This is a genomic window from Nocardia sp. NPDC057663, assembly GCF_042799895.1.
Classification (GTDB): Bacteria; Actinomycetota; Actinomycetes; order Mycobacteriales; family Mycobacteriaceae; genus Nocardia.
Genome location: NZ_JBHVHX010000020.1, coordinates 101,902 through 117,110 on the forward strand (window position 1 = coordinate 101,902; position 15,209 = coordinate 117,110).

The following is a 15,209-nucleotide window of genomic DNA, read 5'->3' on the forward strand; positions in this document are numbered from 1 at the left end:
CCAATATTTCAGATACCCGAGTTCCAGGGGCTCGACACGCTGGTCTATCTCGGCGTAGGCGTGGTGTTCGCCCGCTGCGCCGTGCGCGCGTATTCCCACGGCGGCATCCCGATCTCCGCGGTGAATTCCCTGCTGAAATGCGCCTGATCGAAATATCCGAGCTCGGCGGCCAACGCCGCCAGGTCCGGTCGGCGACCGTGCGCGAGCAGGTCGGCGGCGTCCTGCAACCGGAATCGGCACAGCACCCATTTCGGGCCGGCGCCGACATACCGCCGGAACAGCCGTTGCAGGGTGCGGATCGGGATCGCGAAGCGGGCGGTGACCTGGTCGACCCTGGTCAGGTCCGCATCGGCGGCCATCGCCGCGACGATATCCGCCACCAGCGCGTACTGCGGGTCCTCGGATCGGCCGCGACCGGCGAAGAATTCCTCCACGACGACCGCCCGCGCCGCGTCGGAAGGTTCCGCCAGCACCCGCTCGGCCAGGCCCGCAGCAGACGGCAGGACATCGGCCAAGGGAGCCGAATCATCGCGCAGCGCACCGACATCCATACCGGTGAACGCGCCGAACCCGCCGGGCCGGAACCGGATACCGAATGTCTCCCCTTCGCCGTCGAGTTCGCGCACATATTTCGTGGTGCACACGCCGTTGACGAATCCACCCGTGCGGGTGCTGCTGCGTTCGAAGGTGACATTCACACACGGGAACGACAGCACTTCGGCGCGATAAGCAGGCTTGCCGCGTAGATCCCAGCGCACGACCCAATACCGGTCGGCGAATTCGGCCAGTGCGGGCCCGACCGCCAGCCGGTCCAGCGTTCGGTGCCTGGCCTGCTCTCGCGGATGCAGAATGCCTTTCATATCACCCGGATCCGGCACAGTCATCGGATCTGTCGCTTTCTTACAAGATCGGCGGACCCCGACCGACCACGATCGAAGACATGACCAATCCCGTTGCGCCCATTCCGGAGGGCTACCACTCCATCACCTGTTTCCTGGCCGTGCCGGACGGCAACGCGGCCATCGGCTTCTACACCGAGGTCTTCGGCGCGAAGGTGCTCAGCCGGGCCGACCGGCCCGACGGGCAGCCCGCGCACGCCGAACTGCTCATCGGCGATTCGACCATCCAGCTCGGCATGCCCATCCCCGACAACAACGTTCGGGCGCCCGAGGACTGGGTGCACACCTCGATCGTGCACTACTGCCCCGACGTCGACGCCGTGATCGCCCGCGCGGTCGCGCACGGCGCCCGCACCGCCGAGGAGCCGCAGACCTTCGTCAACGGCGAGCGGTTCGGTGTGGTCATCGATCCGTTCGGCCATCGGTGGGCGGTGATCACCCGGATCGAGGACATCTCCCGCGAGGAAGCCGATCGCCGGATCGCCGCGTGGATGGCAGAGTCGAACTAGCGGCTGGCGCCGCGGGGTTTTCGGCCCCTTGTGCCTCGCGTCCGAGGAGCGATACTGCGCCTGCGGCGTTACGTCTCGCTCCTCGGACGCGAGGCGGCCGAAAACCCGTGGTGGTCCGGTGAGCATGTTCAGCTCAGACCAGCGGCGTCCATGCCGCGTAGTTCCTTCTTCAGGTCGGCGATCTCGTCGCGCAGGCGGCCCGCCAGCTCGAACTGGAGCTCCCGCGCCGCGTTCATCATCTGGTCGGTGAGCGAGGCGACCAGATCGGCCAGTTCCGCGCGCGGCATGGACTTCACATCACGTTCGGCGTAGATGCCCGCGCTGACCGCGCGACCGGGCTCGCCCTGGGCGCGCCTGCCGCGGCTGACATTGCGGCCCGAACCACCGACGGCCACTTCGTCGTCGGCCTCCAGGTACACCTGGTCCAGGATGTCGGCGATCTTCTTGCGCAGCGGCTGCGGGTCGATGCCGTTGGCCTCGTTGTAGGCGACCTGCTTGGCGCGACGGCGGTCGGTCTCGTCGATCGCGTGCCGCATCGAGTCGGTGATCTTGTCCGCGTACATGTGCACTTCGCCGGAGACGTTGCGCGCCGCACGGCCGATGGTCTGGATGAGGCTGGTGCTCGACCGCAGGAAGCCTTCCTTGTCGGCGTCGAGGATCGCCACCAGCGACACCTCGGGCAGGTCGAGACCCTCACGCAGCAGGTTGATGCCGACCAGCACGTCGTATTCGCCCAGGCGCAGCTGCCGCAGCAGCTCCACCCGGCGCAGGGTGTCGATCTCGGAGTGCAGGTAGCGCACCCGCACGCCGAGGCCGAGCAGATAGTCGGTGAGATCCTCGGCCATCTTCTTGGTGAGCGTGGTGACCAGCACGCGCTCGTCACGTTCGGTGCGCTGACGGATCTCGTGCACCAGATCGTCGATCTGGCCCTTGGTCGGCTTCACCACGACCTGCGGGTCGACCAGGCCGGTCGGGCGGATCACCTGCTCGACGACCTCACCGCCCACCTGACCGAGCTCGTACGGACCCGGCGTCGCGGACAGATACACCGCCTGACCGATCCGGCCGGCGAACTCTTCCCAGGTCAGCGGGCGGTTGTCGACCGCGGACGGCAGCCGGAAACCGAATTCGACCAGATTGCGCTTGCGCGACATGTCGCCTTCGAACATGCCGCCGATCTGCGGCACGGTGACGTGCGACTCGTCGATGACGAGCAGGAAATCATCGGGGAAGTAGTCGATCAGGGTGGCGGGCGCCGAGCCGGCCGGGCGGCCGTCGATGTGGCGCGAGTAGTTCTCGATGCCGGAGCAGAACCCGACCTGGCGGATCATCTCGAGGTCGTATTCGGTGCGCATGCGCAACCGCTGCGCCTCGAGCAGCTTGCCCTGCTTCTCCAGCTCGGCCAGCCGCTCGGCCAATTCGGCCTCGATGTCGGCGACCGCGCGCTCCATCCGCTCCGGGCCTGCCACATAGTGGGTGGCCGGGAAGATGCGCAGCGAGTCGACCTGGCGCACCACGTCGCCGGTCAGCGGGTGCAGGTAGTAGAGGGCCTCGATCTCGTCGCCGAAGAACTCGATGCGCACCGCGAGCTCCTCGTAGGAGGGGATGATCTCGACGGTGTCGCCACGCACCCGGAACGAGCCGCGGGTGAACGCCATGTCGTTGCGGGTGTACTGCACGTCGACCAGCAGGCGCAGCAGCGCGTCGCGGTCGATCTCGGAGCCGACCTCGAGCTGCACCGAACGATCCAGGTACGACTGCGGCGTACCGAGGCCGTAGATGCACGAGACCGAGGCGACCACGACGACGTCGCGGCGCGAGAGCAGGCTCGAGGTCGCCGAGTGCCGCAGCCGCTCGACATCGTCGTTGATCGAGCTGTCCTTCTCGATATAGGTATCGGTCTGGGCGATGTAGGCCTCGGGCTGGTAGTAGTCGTAGTACGAGACGAAGTACTCGACCGCGTTGTGCGGCAGCATCTCCCGCAGTTCGTTGGCCAGCTGCGCCGCGAGGGTCTTGTTCGGCGCCATCACCAGCGTCGGCCGTTGCAGCTTCTCGATCAGCCACGCGGTGGTCGCCGACTTGCCGGTACCCGTGGCGCCGAGCAGGACGACGTCCTTCTCCCCCGCGGTGATCCGCCGCTCCAGCTCGGCGATGGCGGCAGGCTGGTCACCGGCGGGGTTGTGCTCGCTGACCACCTCGAACTGTCCGCCCGCACGCTCGATGGTGCCGACGGGCCGGTGCTCGGAATGAGCCAGCGGGTGCCCCCGCTCCTCATACCCTTCCGTCGGAATCTCGGTTGCGAATGCCATGCACACCAGGTTAGGCCCGACCACCGACAAGTCGCGCGGACAGCCTGCTCACCGGCCCCGATCCGGCGACACACCTGCGCCACGCCGAGCCACCGCCCGCCGCCAGGGTGTCTTTCCGGTGAACTTCTGCTCATCGAGAAATCCGCTCACCTGCGCGAACGCCGCGTCACTCGTGGCCCGCAGCATCGTGGCGACCACGCGCTCGCGACCGCATCGCCTGGTCCGGCCCGTACCGGCGATCGCCCAGCCGCGCCCTGGCTACTTCGGAGCATTCCGGGGCGATGTCTGAAAAATCCCATGTCCCAACGATATTCACAGCGATGTGGTTCAGCGGACACGGTGCGCGACGCACATCCGGGCGTACCCTGAGCTGATCATCGGCACGTGGTGAAGGACAAGGCCATGAGCGCACTTCTTCCTCTGCTCGTCGCGGCTCCGGCGGTCACCGGATTCGCCGGATACTTCGCGCGGGAGATCCGCGGCCAGCAGCCGCCGCCCGCCGCGACTCCCACCGCGCCGCCGCCCGGTCGCCTCCGGGTCGAGTACTTCGACGTGGCGGAGCTCACCAGCACCGATGCCAAGGGCTACATCCGGCCCGTCGACCGGTACGAGGTGCAGCCGTGGGGCATGTACCTCGCCCGCACCGTCGACCGGCCGCGTGGCCGCTACGAGGAGTCATGGCTACTCCCTGGCCCCGCCGTACGCGCCACCATCGCGCACGATCGCCGCGGCGACCACCGCAGCCACGACTATGTCCTCGACATCGTCGAGTTCGTCCAGGTCGGCCCCAAACGCTGGAAGGCCACCGACTACTTCCTCGACATCGCCGTCCGCCGCGGCCGGTCGGCGACTCTGCGGGGCACGGCCGAGCTGCTGTCGGCTCACGCCGCGGGCCACGTCGACACCGCCCAGGCCGATCGCGCTTTCGAGCGGGCCGCGGCCGCCCTCGACGGCCTCGCCGCCAATGACCACGATGTCGAGCAGTGGCTGCGCTCGCGGGAGATCACCCTGACCTGGATGTGAGCGGGCAGGCCGGGTCACCGGTAGATTTTCCGGTCATGACGCAGGCATCCACCGTGCACGTGCATCCACCCAAGGTCGAGTACTTCGATATCGCGGCGCGGACGAACACCGATCCGAAGGGGTTCGTCCGGCCGGTCGAGGTCTACCGGGAGGAACCGTGGGGTCTGTACATGGGCCGCCACTCCGATCATCCGAACTTCCACTACCTGCAATCGTGGGTGCTGCCGGAGCTGTCCCTGCGCGCGACGAAGTTCCACTACAACCCGGGCGTCGACCAGTGGCAGGACGTCTACGTCGATGTCGGCACGTTCACCAGGGAATCGGCCACCCTGTGGAAGTCGGTCGACCACTACCTGGATCTGCTGGTGCGCACGGGACGCGAGGTCGAACTGGTCGATGTCGACGAATTGCTGGCCGCCCACGCCGACGGCGTGCTCGGCGCGGCGGACTGCCAGGCCGCGATCGAACACGCGACCACGGCGATCGCCGGGATGGCCGCGCACGGGCATTCGCTCGAGGCCTGGCTGGCGACTCTGGGTATGACCCTGACCTGGCGCTGAAACGACGAACCGCCCGGACCCTCGGTGCAGGTCCGGGCGGTCGCCGTGCGCTGGGATCAGCCCGCCGACAGGCTCGGGAGCAGATCCGCCAGGCCCCCGCCGCAGCCCGCGCTGCCGGTCACGGCGGCCTCACCCACGGTGACGGTGATCGAGTCGCTGATCAGCAGCTGACGCGCCTCGAGCTTGTGTTGACCCGCCGTGGTCGGCTTCCAGGTGATGCTCACCGTGCCCGAGAGCAGCGATGGCGACACCGGGCTGCCCGGAATGTCGACACCGTTGTCGGTGAACTTCACCGAGGTCAGCCGATCGACCTCGACGCTGGCGGTCAGCTTGTAGCTGCAGCCGACCTTGTGGTCGCTGCCCGCCACATTCAGGTTGCCGACCCAGGCCGAGGCCTGCGGGGCGGCCAGTACGAGGCTGGCGGCGACGGCGCCGAATGCGGTGATACCGAAGCCCGCACGGCCGAACCGACGATGATGTGTTGTCATACGCGCTACAACTTCCCTGTGAACCGAGTCACCGCCTGGTGACTCGGCACAATGTACACAGCACGCGACGCCGCTAGACCACTTTCTGAAACATTGATGTTTAACAGATTGATCTCGGGTCAGACGCGCGCGCGAGCCCACTCGGTGACCACCGGATAGACGGCGTCGAACCACGGTTCCTTCACCGCGTAGTACACCTCGCCCGCCGCCGCGCCGGTCTTGTCCGCGGCCGCCTGTTCGGCCTCGAGCTTGACCGCCAGGTACGCCTCCCTGGCGTCCTCCTCGGCGCGCAGCCAGTCCCGCAGGTCGAGCGCGAACCGCTGTCCGGGCGAATCCTGTACGCGCAGATGGATGTTCGCCGGGCGCGCGGGGTCGGCGTTGCCGTGCAGGCGCTTTCCCCAACGGGCCAGGTCCGTGCCGTCGGGGTCACCGGGTGTCGGCTTCGGGTTGTCGTGGGTGACCTGGGGTGCGAGCGGGAACCCGGCGCCGGCGAGCGCATCGGCCAGCGACTCGGCCGCGGTCATGTCGGCCACCGTCACCTGGATGTCGATGACGTCCTTGGCAGGCAGGCCGTGCACCGCGGTGGACCCGACGTGGTCGATCCGCACCGCCGACGCGCCGCACACCAGATGCAGCCGGGCGATGATCCGCCGCGCCTGTGCCCCCCATTCCGGGTCCGCGGGCATCAGCCGGTAGTCGGCCCTGGCACGCACGCCTTCGCGCTGATTGCGTTCGAACGGCACCAGCCGCTCGTCCCACAGCGCCCGGACCTGCGCCTCGACGACCTCGGGGGCGCCGTTGTTGTCCAGCCAGACATCGGCGACCGCGTGCCGCTGCTCGTCGGTGGCCTGCGCGGCGATCCTGGTCCGCGCGTCGGCCTCGGCGACCCCGCGCTGTTCCACCAGCCTGCGCAGCCGGGTCTCGACCTCGGCGCCGACCACCAGCACCAGCTGCATCAGCGGCGCGAGCCCGTTCTCCACCAGCAGCGGAATGTCCTGCACGACAATCGCGTCCGCGGGCGCGGCGCCGATCAGCTCGGCGGTGCGGGCACCCACCAGCGGATGGGTGATGGCGTTGAGTGTGCCCCTGGACTCGTCGTCGGCGAAGGCCACCGCGGCCAGCGCGGGCCGGTCCAGGCTGCCGTCGGCGGCGAGGATGCCCGTGCCGAACGCCTCGACCAGCGCGGCCAGACCCGGCGTGCCGGGCGCGACGACCTCGCGGGCGATCGCGTCGGAGTCGATCAGCACCGCCCCGCACTCGACCAGGGTCCGCGCCACTGTGGATTTACCCGCTCCCATGCCTCCGGTGAGGCCGATCCGCAACATGGCGCCCAGTCTCGCAGACGGCGTCACGCCACGGTCCGGTCCGTCGGATTCTTTCCGACACGCCCATGCGCCGACCGCCGCAAAATCCGAGGCCGGGCGCGCCGGGTGGATTAATGTTCGCCGAGGCGAGAAGGCCAGCTCCAGCTACCGAAGGATGATCATGGGCACCAGAGACCACCGGACGGCTCGCCACCGCCTCGGCATGCCGGGCGGTGTGCACTGCATCGAATACCCCGCTGTCGCGGCGACTCTCGCCGAATACCGCCGATCCTGGTTCACCGCCCTGGTCTCCCCCGCCAGACACAGTTTCGCTGCGATGCGCAAACGCCCCAGTGTGGCCACCGGCTACTGGGTGCCCGCCGCCGCGAGCTGATCCCCTTCGCGGACAGCGCGGAGCGGGCCCGGCGATCATCGCCGGGCCCGCTCCGGTTCAGACCCCGACCAGCCCGCTCGGCGCGCGCCTGCTCCCCGGCTGCTGCGACGGCATCGCATTCGGCGGCACGGGATAGGGCGCGCCGTGACCGAGGGTGCCCGCCGCGATATTCGGACCGCACTGCACCGCCGCCGCGTCCGCCTTGGGGCGCGGATCGGGCAGCATCGGCTTGGCGGCGTTCGGTGCCGCCGCGAAATCGAAGGTCGAGGTCATGTCGCCGGTGACGCCGCGCCGCCACGCGGTCAGGTTCGGTACGTCGGCCCCGAACCGGGTTTCCAGCAACCGCAGCTGCGAAGTGTGGTCGAAGGTCTGCGAGGCGACCAGCCCGCCGCGGCTGTAGGGCGAGACCACCAGGCACGGCACCCGGTAACCGAGGCCGATCGGCCCGGCGATGCCGCCCGCCGCGGGCACCCGGTCCAGTGGCACGGTCAGGAACTCCCCCGCCGTGCCCGGCGGCGGTGTCGGCGGGACGACGTGATCGAAGAAGCCGCCGTTCTCGTCGTAGCTGATGATCAGCGCGGTCTTCTCCCACACCGCCGGATTCGAGGTCAGGATGTCGAGCAGCTGCACGATCCCGACCGCGCCGAACGCCGCGGGCAGTGCCGGATGCTCGCAGTGCAGCACCGATGGCACCACCCACGACACCGCGGGCAACGTGTTGTTCGCGACGTCGGCCTGGAAATCGTTGGGGTACACCGGCGCGATACCGCGCCGGGACAGTTCGGAATTCGGATCGGCGGCCTGGGTGAAGCAGCCGATCATGCCGTCGAGGATCATCGACGACGCCGGGCCGACATCGCGGTTGCTGTAGACCTTCCAGCTCACGCCCGCCTCGGACAGGTTCTCCGGGTAGGTGCGCCAGCTGTAGACGTTCTTCGGGATGAACGTCGGCGTCTCCACCAGCGGGCCGCCGGCCAGACCGTCGGGGTCGATGGTGGCGCTGACCCAGTACAGCCGGTTGGGGTCGGTCGGGCCGAGTACCGAGCAGTGGTAGTTGTCGCACAGGGTGAACGCCTGCGCCAGCTCGGTGTGGATCGGAATGTCTTCGGGCAGGTAGTAACCCATCGCGGCGGGGGCATTGGCCGGACCGACCGAAGCCACCGACATCGGCATCCAGCCGTCGTTGCGTCCGTCGTTGAAGGCCTTGTGCATGCCCGGCCAGGTGTGGTCGGGGTCGTTGATGCACTCGCCGTCGAGCGTGGCGCCCCGGGTGGTGTCGAGCCGGAACGGTTCGACGAAACCCTCTGCGGTAGGACCGATTCCGGGCGACCAGCCGTACTGGCGCCACGACGCGGACGCCTCACCGAACCCGCGCACCCCCGGCAGCGTGCCGAAATAGTGGTCGAAGGACCGGTTCTCCTGCATGAGCAGAACGAAGTGCTCGATGTCGCCGAGCCCGCCCATCCCGGCCGGGTCGGCGGCGAAGGCGCGGTCGATGATCGGATTCGCCCAGCTGGCAAGCGTTCCCACGGCGCCGGCGGCCATCGCCTTGGCGAGGAACTGTCGCCGGTTGAGGCCGGCGAAGGGACCAGAACTCATGTCGATGGAGCACCTTTCCCAAGGAGGGGATGGAGCAATCGGCGCCGACACTACCCCACCGACCTGGGAAAAGGCCGAAGGCCCCGGTCCGTGTGGACCAGGGCCTTCGGTACTGCTCTACCCGAATCAGGCGTTGCCGGAGAGCTTCTCCCGCAGAGCCGCGAGCTGCGCGTCGCTGGCGAGCGAACCGCCGGTCGACTCGGCCGCACCCGAGGAAGCCTGCGAGCCGCTCTCGGAGGAGTAGTTGCCCGAGGTGGCACCGCCGTTGGCGGCCTCGGCGGCGGCGTCGGCCGCCATCTTCTCCATCTGAGCGGTGTGCATCTTGTGGCGACGCTCGGCCTCGGCGTAGCGGCCTTCCCACTCTTCCCGGACCTTGTCCGAGCCCTCGAGCCATTCGTTGGTCTCGGGATCGAAGCCCTCGGGGAAGATGTAGTTGCCCGCATCGTCGTAGCTGTCGGCCATGCCGTACTTCGACGGGTCGAACTCGGCGTGGTAGTCCTCGTTCGCCTGCTTCAGCGACAGCGAGATCCGGCGACGCTCCAGGTCGATGTCGATGACCTTGACCATCGCGTCGTCGCCGACGGCGACAACCTGGTCCGGGACCTCGACGTGGCGCTCGGCCAGCTCGGAGATGTGCACCAGGCCCTCGATGCCCTCTTCGACGCGCACGAACGCACCGAACGGAACCAGCTTGGTGACCTTGCCCGGCACGATCTGACCGATCGCGTGGGTGCGGGCGAACTGACGCCACGGGTCTTCCTGGGTGGCCTTGAGCGACAGGGAGACGCGCTCGCGGTCCAGGTCGACGTCGAGAACCTCGACGGTGACCTCGTTGCCGACCTCGACGACCTCGGACGGGTGGTCGATGTGCTTCCAGGACAGCTCGGAGACGTGCACCAGGCCGTCGACGCCGCCCAGGTCCACGAAGGCACCGAAGTTGACGATCGAGGAGACCACACCCTTGCGGACCTGGCCCTTCTGCAGCTGGTGCAGGAACTCGCTGCGGACCTCGGACTGGGTCTGCTCGAGCCAGGCGCGACGCGACAGGACCACGTTGTTGCGGTTCTTGTCGAGCTCGATGATCTTGGCCTCGATCTCCTTGCCGACGTACGGCTGGAGGTCGCGGACACGACGCATCTCGACGAGCGAGGCGGGCAGGAAGCCACGGAGGCCGATGTCGAGGATCAGGCCGCCCTTGACGACCTCGATGACGGTGCCCTTGACGGCCTCGTCCTTCTCCTTGAGCTCCTCGATCGTGCCCCACGCGCGCTCGTACTGCGCCCGCTTCTTCGACAGGATCAGGCGGCCTTCCTTGTCCTCCTTGGTGAGAACCAGGGCCTCGACCGCATCGCCCACGGAAACGACCTCGTTGGGGTCGACATCGTGCTTGATGGAGAGTTCGCGGGAGGGGATGACGCCTTCGGTCTTGTAACCGATGTCGAGCAGGACCTCGTCACGATCGACCTTGACGATGGTTCCCTCGACGATGTCGCCATCGTTGAAGTACTTGATCGTGGCGTCGATGGCGGCGAGGAAATCCTCGGCGGAGCCGATGTCGTTGACGGCTACCTGCGGCGAGGTGACGGTGGTGGGCATATGTGGATTTGCTCCGGACGGATTGTGGTCGGTTGCGGACATTGGAACTTTCGGTACGCTGCGAGATCACCGCGACGAGGCGACGAAGGATACTGAGAAAGTATCGCACGGACCGCCGCACTTGCTGCTGATCAAACTCAGCACGGGCGACTCCGTCATCGGATACTGTACGCATTCAACCCCGGCGCACAGCGTTCCTCGAAAGACACTCGCGTGCCTCAGCGTACGCGACCTGAGTCCAGCCGGGCAAACCACCCCCGATACCACGCCGATACCCTGGTCGCCGTGTCCGATGACGAACGCCACGCGCAGGCCAACGCGCTGCTGGGAACCACAGCGACCACCCGAACCAAGATCGGTTCCGCGGCCAGCGAGCGGGCGAGCAGGCGCTGGTGGGACGCCGATGCCGACCAGTACCACCAGACCCACGCCGACTTCCTCGGCGTCGACTCCCCCGGCGGCGAGTTCGTGTGGTGTCCCGAGGGCCTGCACGAGGGCGATATGGGCTTCCTCGGCGACGTGACCGGCAAGTCCGTGCTGGAGATCGGCTGCGGTTCCGCGCCGTGTTCGCGCTGGCTGGCGGGCCGCGGCGCCCATCCGGTCGGGCTGGATGTGTCGATGGGCATGCTCGAACGCGGGGTGGCCGCGATGAATCAGGGTGGGCCCCGGGTGCCGCTGGTCCAGGCGGGCGCGGAGGCGCTGCCGTTCGCCGGCGAGTCCTTCGACCTGGCCTGTTCGGCCTTCGGCGGCGTCCCGTTCGTCGCCGACTCGGCGCTGGTGATGCGCGAGGTCGCCCGGGTGCTGCGACCGGGCGGGCGCTGGGTGTTCTCGGTGAACCATCCGATGCGCTGGATCTTCCCCGACGATCCGGGCGAGGACGGCCTCGTCGCCCGGATCCCCTATTTCGACCGCACGCCCTATGTAGAGGTCGACGGCGACGGCGTCCCCACCTATGTCGAGCACCACCGCACCATCGGCGACCGGGTCCGCGAGATCGTCGGGGCAGGCCTGACCCTGCTCGACATCGTCGAACCCGACTGGCCGGAGTGGCTGGACCGCGAATGGGGTCAGTGGTCGCCGCTGCGCGGGGAGATCTTCCCCGGCACCGCCATCTTCATCACCGAGAAGCCGGCCGCCTAGAACTCGGGCAGGGCCGCGAAGGCCGGGTCGACGCGCACCTTGGGTACCGTGTCGGCGATCCAGCGCCGGGCCCTGGTCAGAGGGTGTTCGGGAAACACCTCGTCGAAGCGGATGTCGTCGGACAGGGAGTAGGGCAGCCTGCCGCGCAGCCCCGGCGCGTAGGGATGCGCCGGGTACATCTCGGCCGGGCGAACCCGGCTGCCGATCACCGCCTCGCGCACCCCGGGTGCGCCCGTCTCGGGACAGATGATCTGGAATACCGCGCTGCACCGGTCCTTGGGCACCACGATGGATGCGGCGAAGACGAGCCCGACCGGCGAGCCGGGCATGCGCGTCTTCTCCACCCGCAGCAGCGCGGGGAGCCCGTCGACCCACACCACGAACGCCTCGATCAGACACCCGGTGCGGGCGTGATGTTCGGCCAGCCGCCTGCGCAGCCGCGGCAGATCGTGCAGCCGGGCCGGCAGGTCGGGCGTGCCGTTGACATAGGTCAACGCGACGACATCACGAGTGGCCGGATTCCCCCAGGTCGTGTTGTCCAACTGCTGCATTCCAGGAATGTCGAACGAGATGGGCACCGATTCAACTTACCGGCGCGGACCAGTTCGGTTGTCCCAGTATGCGGTAGGGCGCGTCGTTCAGGCGGAAACGCGCTCTTCGACCAAGTCGGCCAGCCATGATTCGTGACTGATCACCACCGCGCGGCTGCGCGGGGTGGCCAGGACGGCGGCCAGTGCGGTGCGGAACGCCTCGGCGGCGGCGCGGTCGTCGAAATCGAGGTCGATGAGGACGCGGACAGGTTCTCCGTCGACGCGCCCGATCCGGTAGGTGCGCACGCCGTGGTCGGCGCGGAACCGCTCGTACCGGTCGAACGCGGCCTTCCAGGTGTCGTAGTCGCGCACGGTGTTGTCGATGTGCAGGGTGGTGGTCATGATCGCCTCCGTTGCCGGGCCGAATGGGATACTTCGAGTGTCGGCCCGGCCGATGCGCTGCCGACATCCCTGATCCTGGGGATTTCGCCGTAGACTGGGCCGGTGCCGAGCGCCCTGGCCGACCGGGTGAGCCGCCTGGCCCGCGTGGATCATTCCGCCAAACGACTTCGTGAGCTCGTCTTGGCCGAGATACGGCTGTCGATGCCCTTCACCGGCCATGTCTTCGCACTCACCGACCCGGTCACCGCGGTCGCGACGGCACCGCTCGCCGATATCCCCGGGCTCGCCATGTCCCGGCTGCCGGAGCTGATCCGGGCTCGCTATCTCACCCCACTCAATCGCTGGGACACCCTGCGCGGCACCGGCGCTCACTCCCTGCTCGACGCCACCGAAGGCGATCCGGACCGTTCGCTCCTGTGGCGCACCGCCCAGCGCGAGCTCGGCATCACCGACTCGGCCACCGTCACCTTCGCCGATCGCTACGGCTGCTGGGGGTTTCTCGAACTGCTCCGCGTCGGCGAATCCCCGTTCACCAGAACCGAACTCACCGCCCTCACCGCGCTGACCGCCATCGTCACCACCGCCCTGCGCCGCACCATCGGCGCCACCTTCGTCGAATCCGATGCCCAGCTCCGCCCGCCCGGTCCCGCGGTGGTACTCCTCGACGACACCCTGCGCGTGCGCTCGCACACCGCGGCCGCCGCCGAATCCCTGCTCCGCCTGCTCCCACCCGACGAGCCGATCCCCCCGGTCCCCGCCTCGGTCTACAACGCGGGCGCCGCCCTCCTGGCCGCCGAAGCGGGCACCCCGATCGGCCCCGCCACCTCCCGCATCCACCTCGGCGGCAACCGCTGGATCACGGTGAAAGCCGACCGCATCGGCGACCACGACATCGCCGTAGCCCTGGAACCGAGCACCGCCGCCGAACGCCTGGATCTGTTCGCCCGAGCCCACGGCCTGTCCACCCGCGAATCCCAGGTCCTCACCCTCCTCGCCACCGGCCTGGACTCCCGCGAACTGGCCGCCGAACTCGTCCTCTCCGAATACACGGTCAACGACCACGTGAAAGCCATCCTCGCCAAGTCCGCCACCCGCACCCGCCACCGCCTCCTCTCCCGCGTCCTCGGCGTCAGCTGACGCCGACCGGTGCTCTCTCGCGGCCGGCGCCCGCCGCGCGGCGGTCTTCGGTCAGCGCTTCTGCACCAGCAGCTCCGAGGCTGTCCACAATTCGCGAGCACGGTCGGCGTCGTAGGACTCCGGAGCGCTCGGCACTTTGTTCCGGCCGGTGAAGTAGCTTCCGGTGCACTCTGCCAGCTCGGGCGCGGTGGCCAGCCACGCCAGATCGTCAGCGGATTGCGCAAGCGGTCGAGCAACCGGCACCATCAACCGGATGAGTGGGGCCATCAGCTGAAACCCTCGCCGCATCACCGTCGGATAGTTCCTGGACAGTTGGGTTTCGGGCATCAAGCCCGGATCGAACGCGTTGACGGTGATCCCCCGTTGCTCCACGCGCCGTGCGAGTTCGTACGCGAAATACACATTGGCCAGTTTGGACGTCGCGTAGCGGACGCGACCGTCTCGACTCGACGGGCGTCGTCGTTGCCTCTCGGCGTCGGCGAGGATGCCCGGCGCCGCCCACTCCGGTGCCGGGAAGCCGCCGGATTTCCCCGGACCCTGATGGACGTCGCTGGACACGACCACCACCCGGGCACCGGGCTCCAGTGCGTCGAGAAGTTCGCCGACCAGCTGGAAATGGCCGAGATGGTTGGTGGCGAAGGTCATTTCGTAGCCGTCCGTGGACGACTCCACGCCGTCCACGATCTGCAGTCCGGCGTTGCAGATGATCGCGGACGGAGTGAGTTCTCTGGCAGCCATCTCGGTCGCGGCCTGGTGCACAGAGTCGATCGAGGCGAGGTCGACGATCACGATCTCCACCTCCGCCTGCGGCGCCACGGCCGATATCTGCTGCTTCGCCGCCGCCGCCCGGCTCGCATCGCGGCACGCCAGAATCGTCGGGATACCGTTGCCTGCGAGGACTTTCGCCGTCGCCAGGCCCAGACCCGAGCTCGATCCGGTGATCAGTACCGGCCCGTTCATGAATTGCCCTGATGCGACCTGATCGGCCGGGAAGCCGGATCGGTGACGGCCGCCGACATCTGGTGCGCCTTGCCTGCCTCTGACATCGAGTGTCTCCTGACTGTTGTTCGTCGGTGTACTGCGAATCCGCGGTCAGTAGCGGTAGTGGTCGGGCTTGTACGGGCCCTCCACGTCCACGCCGATGTATTCGGCCTGGTCCTTGGTGAGCTTGGTCAGGGTGCCGCCGAGGGCCTCGACGTGGATCTTGGCGACCTTCTCGTCGAGGTGCTTGGGCAGGCGGTAGACCTCGTTGTCGTACTCCTGAGGCTTGGTCCACAACTCGATCTGCGCGATCACCTGGTTGGAGAAACTGTTCGACA

Annotated in this window: 16 protein-coding genes; 6 read left to right on the plus strand and 10 right to left on the minus strand. The window is 68.2% G+C overall.

From position 1 onward, the window contains the following. Positions 1-44 precede the first annotated feature (44 nt). On the minus strand, positions 45-860 hold the full coding sequence (locus tag ACFVAV_RS29535) for a DUF6597 domain-containing transcriptional factor (RefSeq protein WP_379038841.1): 816 nt from the start codon (positions 858-860) through the stop codon (positions 45-47). Positions 861-940: 80 nt separating this feature from the next. Here ACFVAV_RS29535 and ACFVAV_RS29540 point away from each other — a divergent pair, with 80 nt between their 5' ends. After that, a complete protein-coding gene (locus ACFVAV_RS29540; RefSeq protein ID WP_379038843.1) occupies positions 941-1,408 on the plus strand; it encodes a VOC family protein in 468 nt (155 codons plus the stop codon). 128 nt (positions 1,409-1,536) lie between these two features. Here ACFVAV_RS29540 and uvrB read toward each other — a convergent pair whose 3' ends face one another. Beyond that, on the minus strand, positions 1,537-3,717 hold the full coding sequence (uvrB, locus tag ACFVAV_RS29545) for an excinuclease ABC subunit UvrB (RefSeq protein WP_379038845.1): 2,181 nt from the start codon (positions 3,715-3,717) through the stop codon (positions 1,537-1,539). Positions 3,718-4,119: 402 nt separating this feature from the next. Between uvrB and ACFVAV_RS29550 the strand changes: the two genes are divergently transcribed. Both ACFVAV_RS29550 and ACFVAV_RS29555 read left to right on the plus strand, forming a co-directional pair. After that, positions 4,120-4,740, plus strand: coding sequence for a DUF402 domain-containing protein (locus tag ACFVAV_RS29550; protein WP_379038847.1), 621 nt, complete (start codon positions 4,120-4,122; stop codon positions 4,738-4,740). Positions 4,741-4,799: 59 nt separating this feature from the next. Beyond that, positions 4,800-5,300 carry a DUF402 domain-containing protein gene (locus ACFVAV_RS29555; protein ID WP_379038868.1) on the plus strand — a complete coding sequence of 167 codons (501 nt, stop codon included), beginning with the start codon at positions 4,800-4,802 and terminating at the stop codon, positions 5,298-5,300. A 56-nt stretch (positions 5,301-5,356) separates the two neighbouring features. Here ACFVAV_RS29555 and ACFVAV_RS29560 read toward each other — a convergent pair whose 3' ends face one another. Next, positions 5,357-5,788, minus strand: coding sequence for a hypothetical protein (locus ACFVAV_RS29560; RefSeq protein ID WP_379038849.1), 432 nt, complete (start codon positions 5,786-5,788; stop codon positions 5,357-5,359). 119 nt (positions 5,789-5,907) lie between these two features. Beyond that, complete coding sequence (coaE, locus tag ACFVAV_RS29565) at positions 5,908-7,113, minus strand: dephospho-CoA kinase (protein WP_379038850.1); 1,206 nt, start codon at positions 7,111-7,113, stop codon at positions 5,908-5,910. Between the two features lie 160 nt (positions 7,114-7,273). Here coaE and ACFVAV_RS29570 point away from each other — a divergent pair, with 160 nt between their 5' ends. Next, the gene (locus ACFVAV_RS29570) at positions 7,274-7,486 is read left to right on the plus strand and encodes a hypothetical protein (RefSeq protein WP_379038852.1); all 213 of its coding nucleotides are present in this window, start codon (positions 7,274-7,276) and stop codon (positions 7,484-7,486) included. A gap of 57 nt (positions 7,487-7,543) precedes the next feature. Here ACFVAV_RS29570 and ACFVAV_RS29575 read toward each other — a convergent pair whose 3' ends face one another. Both ACFVAV_RS29575 and rpsA read right to left on the minus strand, forming a co-directional pair. After that, positions 7,544-9,085, minus strand: a complete 1,542-nt coding sequence (locus ACFVAV_RS29575; RefSeq protein WP_379038853.1) for a phospholipase C — start codon at positions 9,083-9,085, stop codon at positions 7,544-7,546. A gap of 126 nt (positions 9,086-9,211) precedes the next feature. Then, positions 9,212-10,681 (minus strand): 30S ribosomal protein S1, encoded by a 1,470-nt coding sequence (gene rpsA / locus ACFVAV_RS29580; protein ID WP_379038854.1) that lies wholly within the window; start codon positions 10,679-10,681, stop codon positions 9,212-9,214. 285 nt (positions 10,682-10,966) lie between these two features. Between rpsA and ACFVAV_RS29585 the strand changes: the two genes are divergently transcribed. Further along, positions 10,967-11,821, plus strand: a complete 855-nt coding sequence (locus tag ACFVAV_RS29585) for a class I SAM-dependent methyltransferase (protein ID WP_379038855.1) — start codon at positions 10,967-10,969, stop codon at positions 11,819-11,821. On the opposite strand, the gene ACFVAV_RS29590 is transcribed toward ACFVAV_RS29585, so the two are convergent. Together ACFVAV_RS29590 and ACFVAV_RS29595 are read right to left on the minus strand one after the other, a co-directional pair. Further along, a complete protein-coding gene (locus tag ACFVAV_RS29590; RefSeq protein ID WP_379038856.1) occupies positions 11,818-12,372 on the minus strand; it encodes a hypothetical protein in 555 nt (184 codons plus the stop codon). The two genes, ACFVAV_RS29585 and ACFVAV_RS29590, sit on opposite strands and share 4 nt — an antisense overlap. A gap of 87 nt (positions 12,373-12,459) precedes the next feature. Next, positions 12,460-12,753, minus strand: a complete 294-nt coding sequence (locus ACFVAV_RS29595; RefSeq protein ID WP_379038857.1) for a hypothetical protein — start codon at positions 12,751-12,753, stop codon at positions 12,460-12,462. Between the two features lie 102 nt (positions 12,754-12,855). Here ACFVAV_RS29595 and ACFVAV_RS29600 point away from each other — a divergent pair, with 102 nt between their 5' ends. Further along, positions 12,856-13,890, plus strand: a complete 1,035-nt coding sequence (locus ACFVAV_RS29600) for a response regulator transcription factor (protein WP_379038858.1) — start codon at positions 12,856-12,858, stop codon at positions 13,888-13,890. 51 nt (positions 13,891-13,941) lie between these two features. Here ACFVAV_RS29600 and ACFVAV_RS29605 read toward each other — a convergent pair whose 3' ends face one another. Together ACFVAV_RS29605 and ACFVAV_RS29610 are read right to left on the minus strand one after the other, a co-directional pair. Next, on the minus strand, positions 13,942-14,850 hold the full coding sequence (locus ACFVAV_RS29605) for an SDR family NAD(P)-dependent oxidoreductase (RefSeq protein ID WP_379038859.1): 909 nt from the start codon (positions 14,848-14,850) through the stop codon (positions 13,942-13,944). A gap of 132 nt (positions 14,851-14,982) precedes the next feature. Next, the coding region (locus ACFVAV_RS29610) for an adenosylhomocysteinase (RefSeq protein ID WP_379038860.1) at positions 14,983-15,209 on the minus strand (227 nt) is incomplete at its 5' end.

Excerpts from the sequence above, each read along its gene's own strand:
- ACFVAV_RS29535 (WP_379038841.1), bottom strand. The coding sequence starts at position 860 with ATGAAAGGCATTCTGCATCCGCGAGAGCAGGCCAGGCACCGAACGCTG.
- ACFVAV_RS29540 (WP_379038843.1), top strand. The coding sequence starts at position 941 with ATGACCAATCCCGTTGCGCCCATTCCGGAGGGCTACCACTCCATCACC.
- uvrB (WP_379038845.1), bottom strand. The coding sequence starts at position 3,717 with ATGGCATTCGCAACCGAGATTCCGACGGAAGGGTATGAGGAGCGGGGG.
- ACFVAV_RS29550 (WP_379038847.1), top strand. The coding sequence starts at position 4,120 with ATGAGCGCACTTCTTCCTCTGCTCGTCGCGGCTCCGGCGGTCACCGGA.
- ACFVAV_RS29560 (WP_379038849.1), bottom strand. The coding sequence starts at position 5,788 with ATGACAACACATCATCGTCGGTTCGGCCGTGCGGGCTTCGGTATCACC.
- coaE (WP_379038850.1), bottom strand. The coding sequence starts at position 7,113 with ATGTTGCGGATCGGCCTCACCGGAGGCATGGGAGCGGGTAAATCCACA.
- ACFVAV_RS29570 (WP_379038852.1), top strand. The coding sequence starts at position 7,274 with ATGGGCACCAGAGACCACCGGACGGCTCGCCACCGCCTCGGCATGCCG.
- ACFVAV_RS29575 (WP_379038853.1), bottom strand. The coding sequence starts at position 9,085 with ATGAGTTCTGGTCCCTTCGCCGGCCTCAACCGGCGACAGTTCCTCGCC.
- rpsA (WP_379038854.1), bottom strand. The coding sequence starts at position 10,681 with ATGCCCACCACCGTCACCTCGCCGCAGGTAGCCGTCAACGACATCGGC.
- ACFVAV_RS29590 (WP_379038856.1), bottom strand. The coding sequence starts at position 12,372 with ATGCAGCAGTTGGACAACACGACCTGGGGGAATCCGGCCACTCGTGAT.
- ACFVAV_RS29595 (WP_379038857.1), bottom strand. The coding sequence starts at position 12,753 with ATGACCACCACCCTGCACATCGACAACACCGTGCGCGACTACGACACC.
- ACFVAV_RS29605 (WP_379038859.1), bottom strand. The coding sequence starts at position 14,850 with ATGAACGGGCCGGTACTGATCACCGGATCGAGCTCGGGTCTGGGCCTG.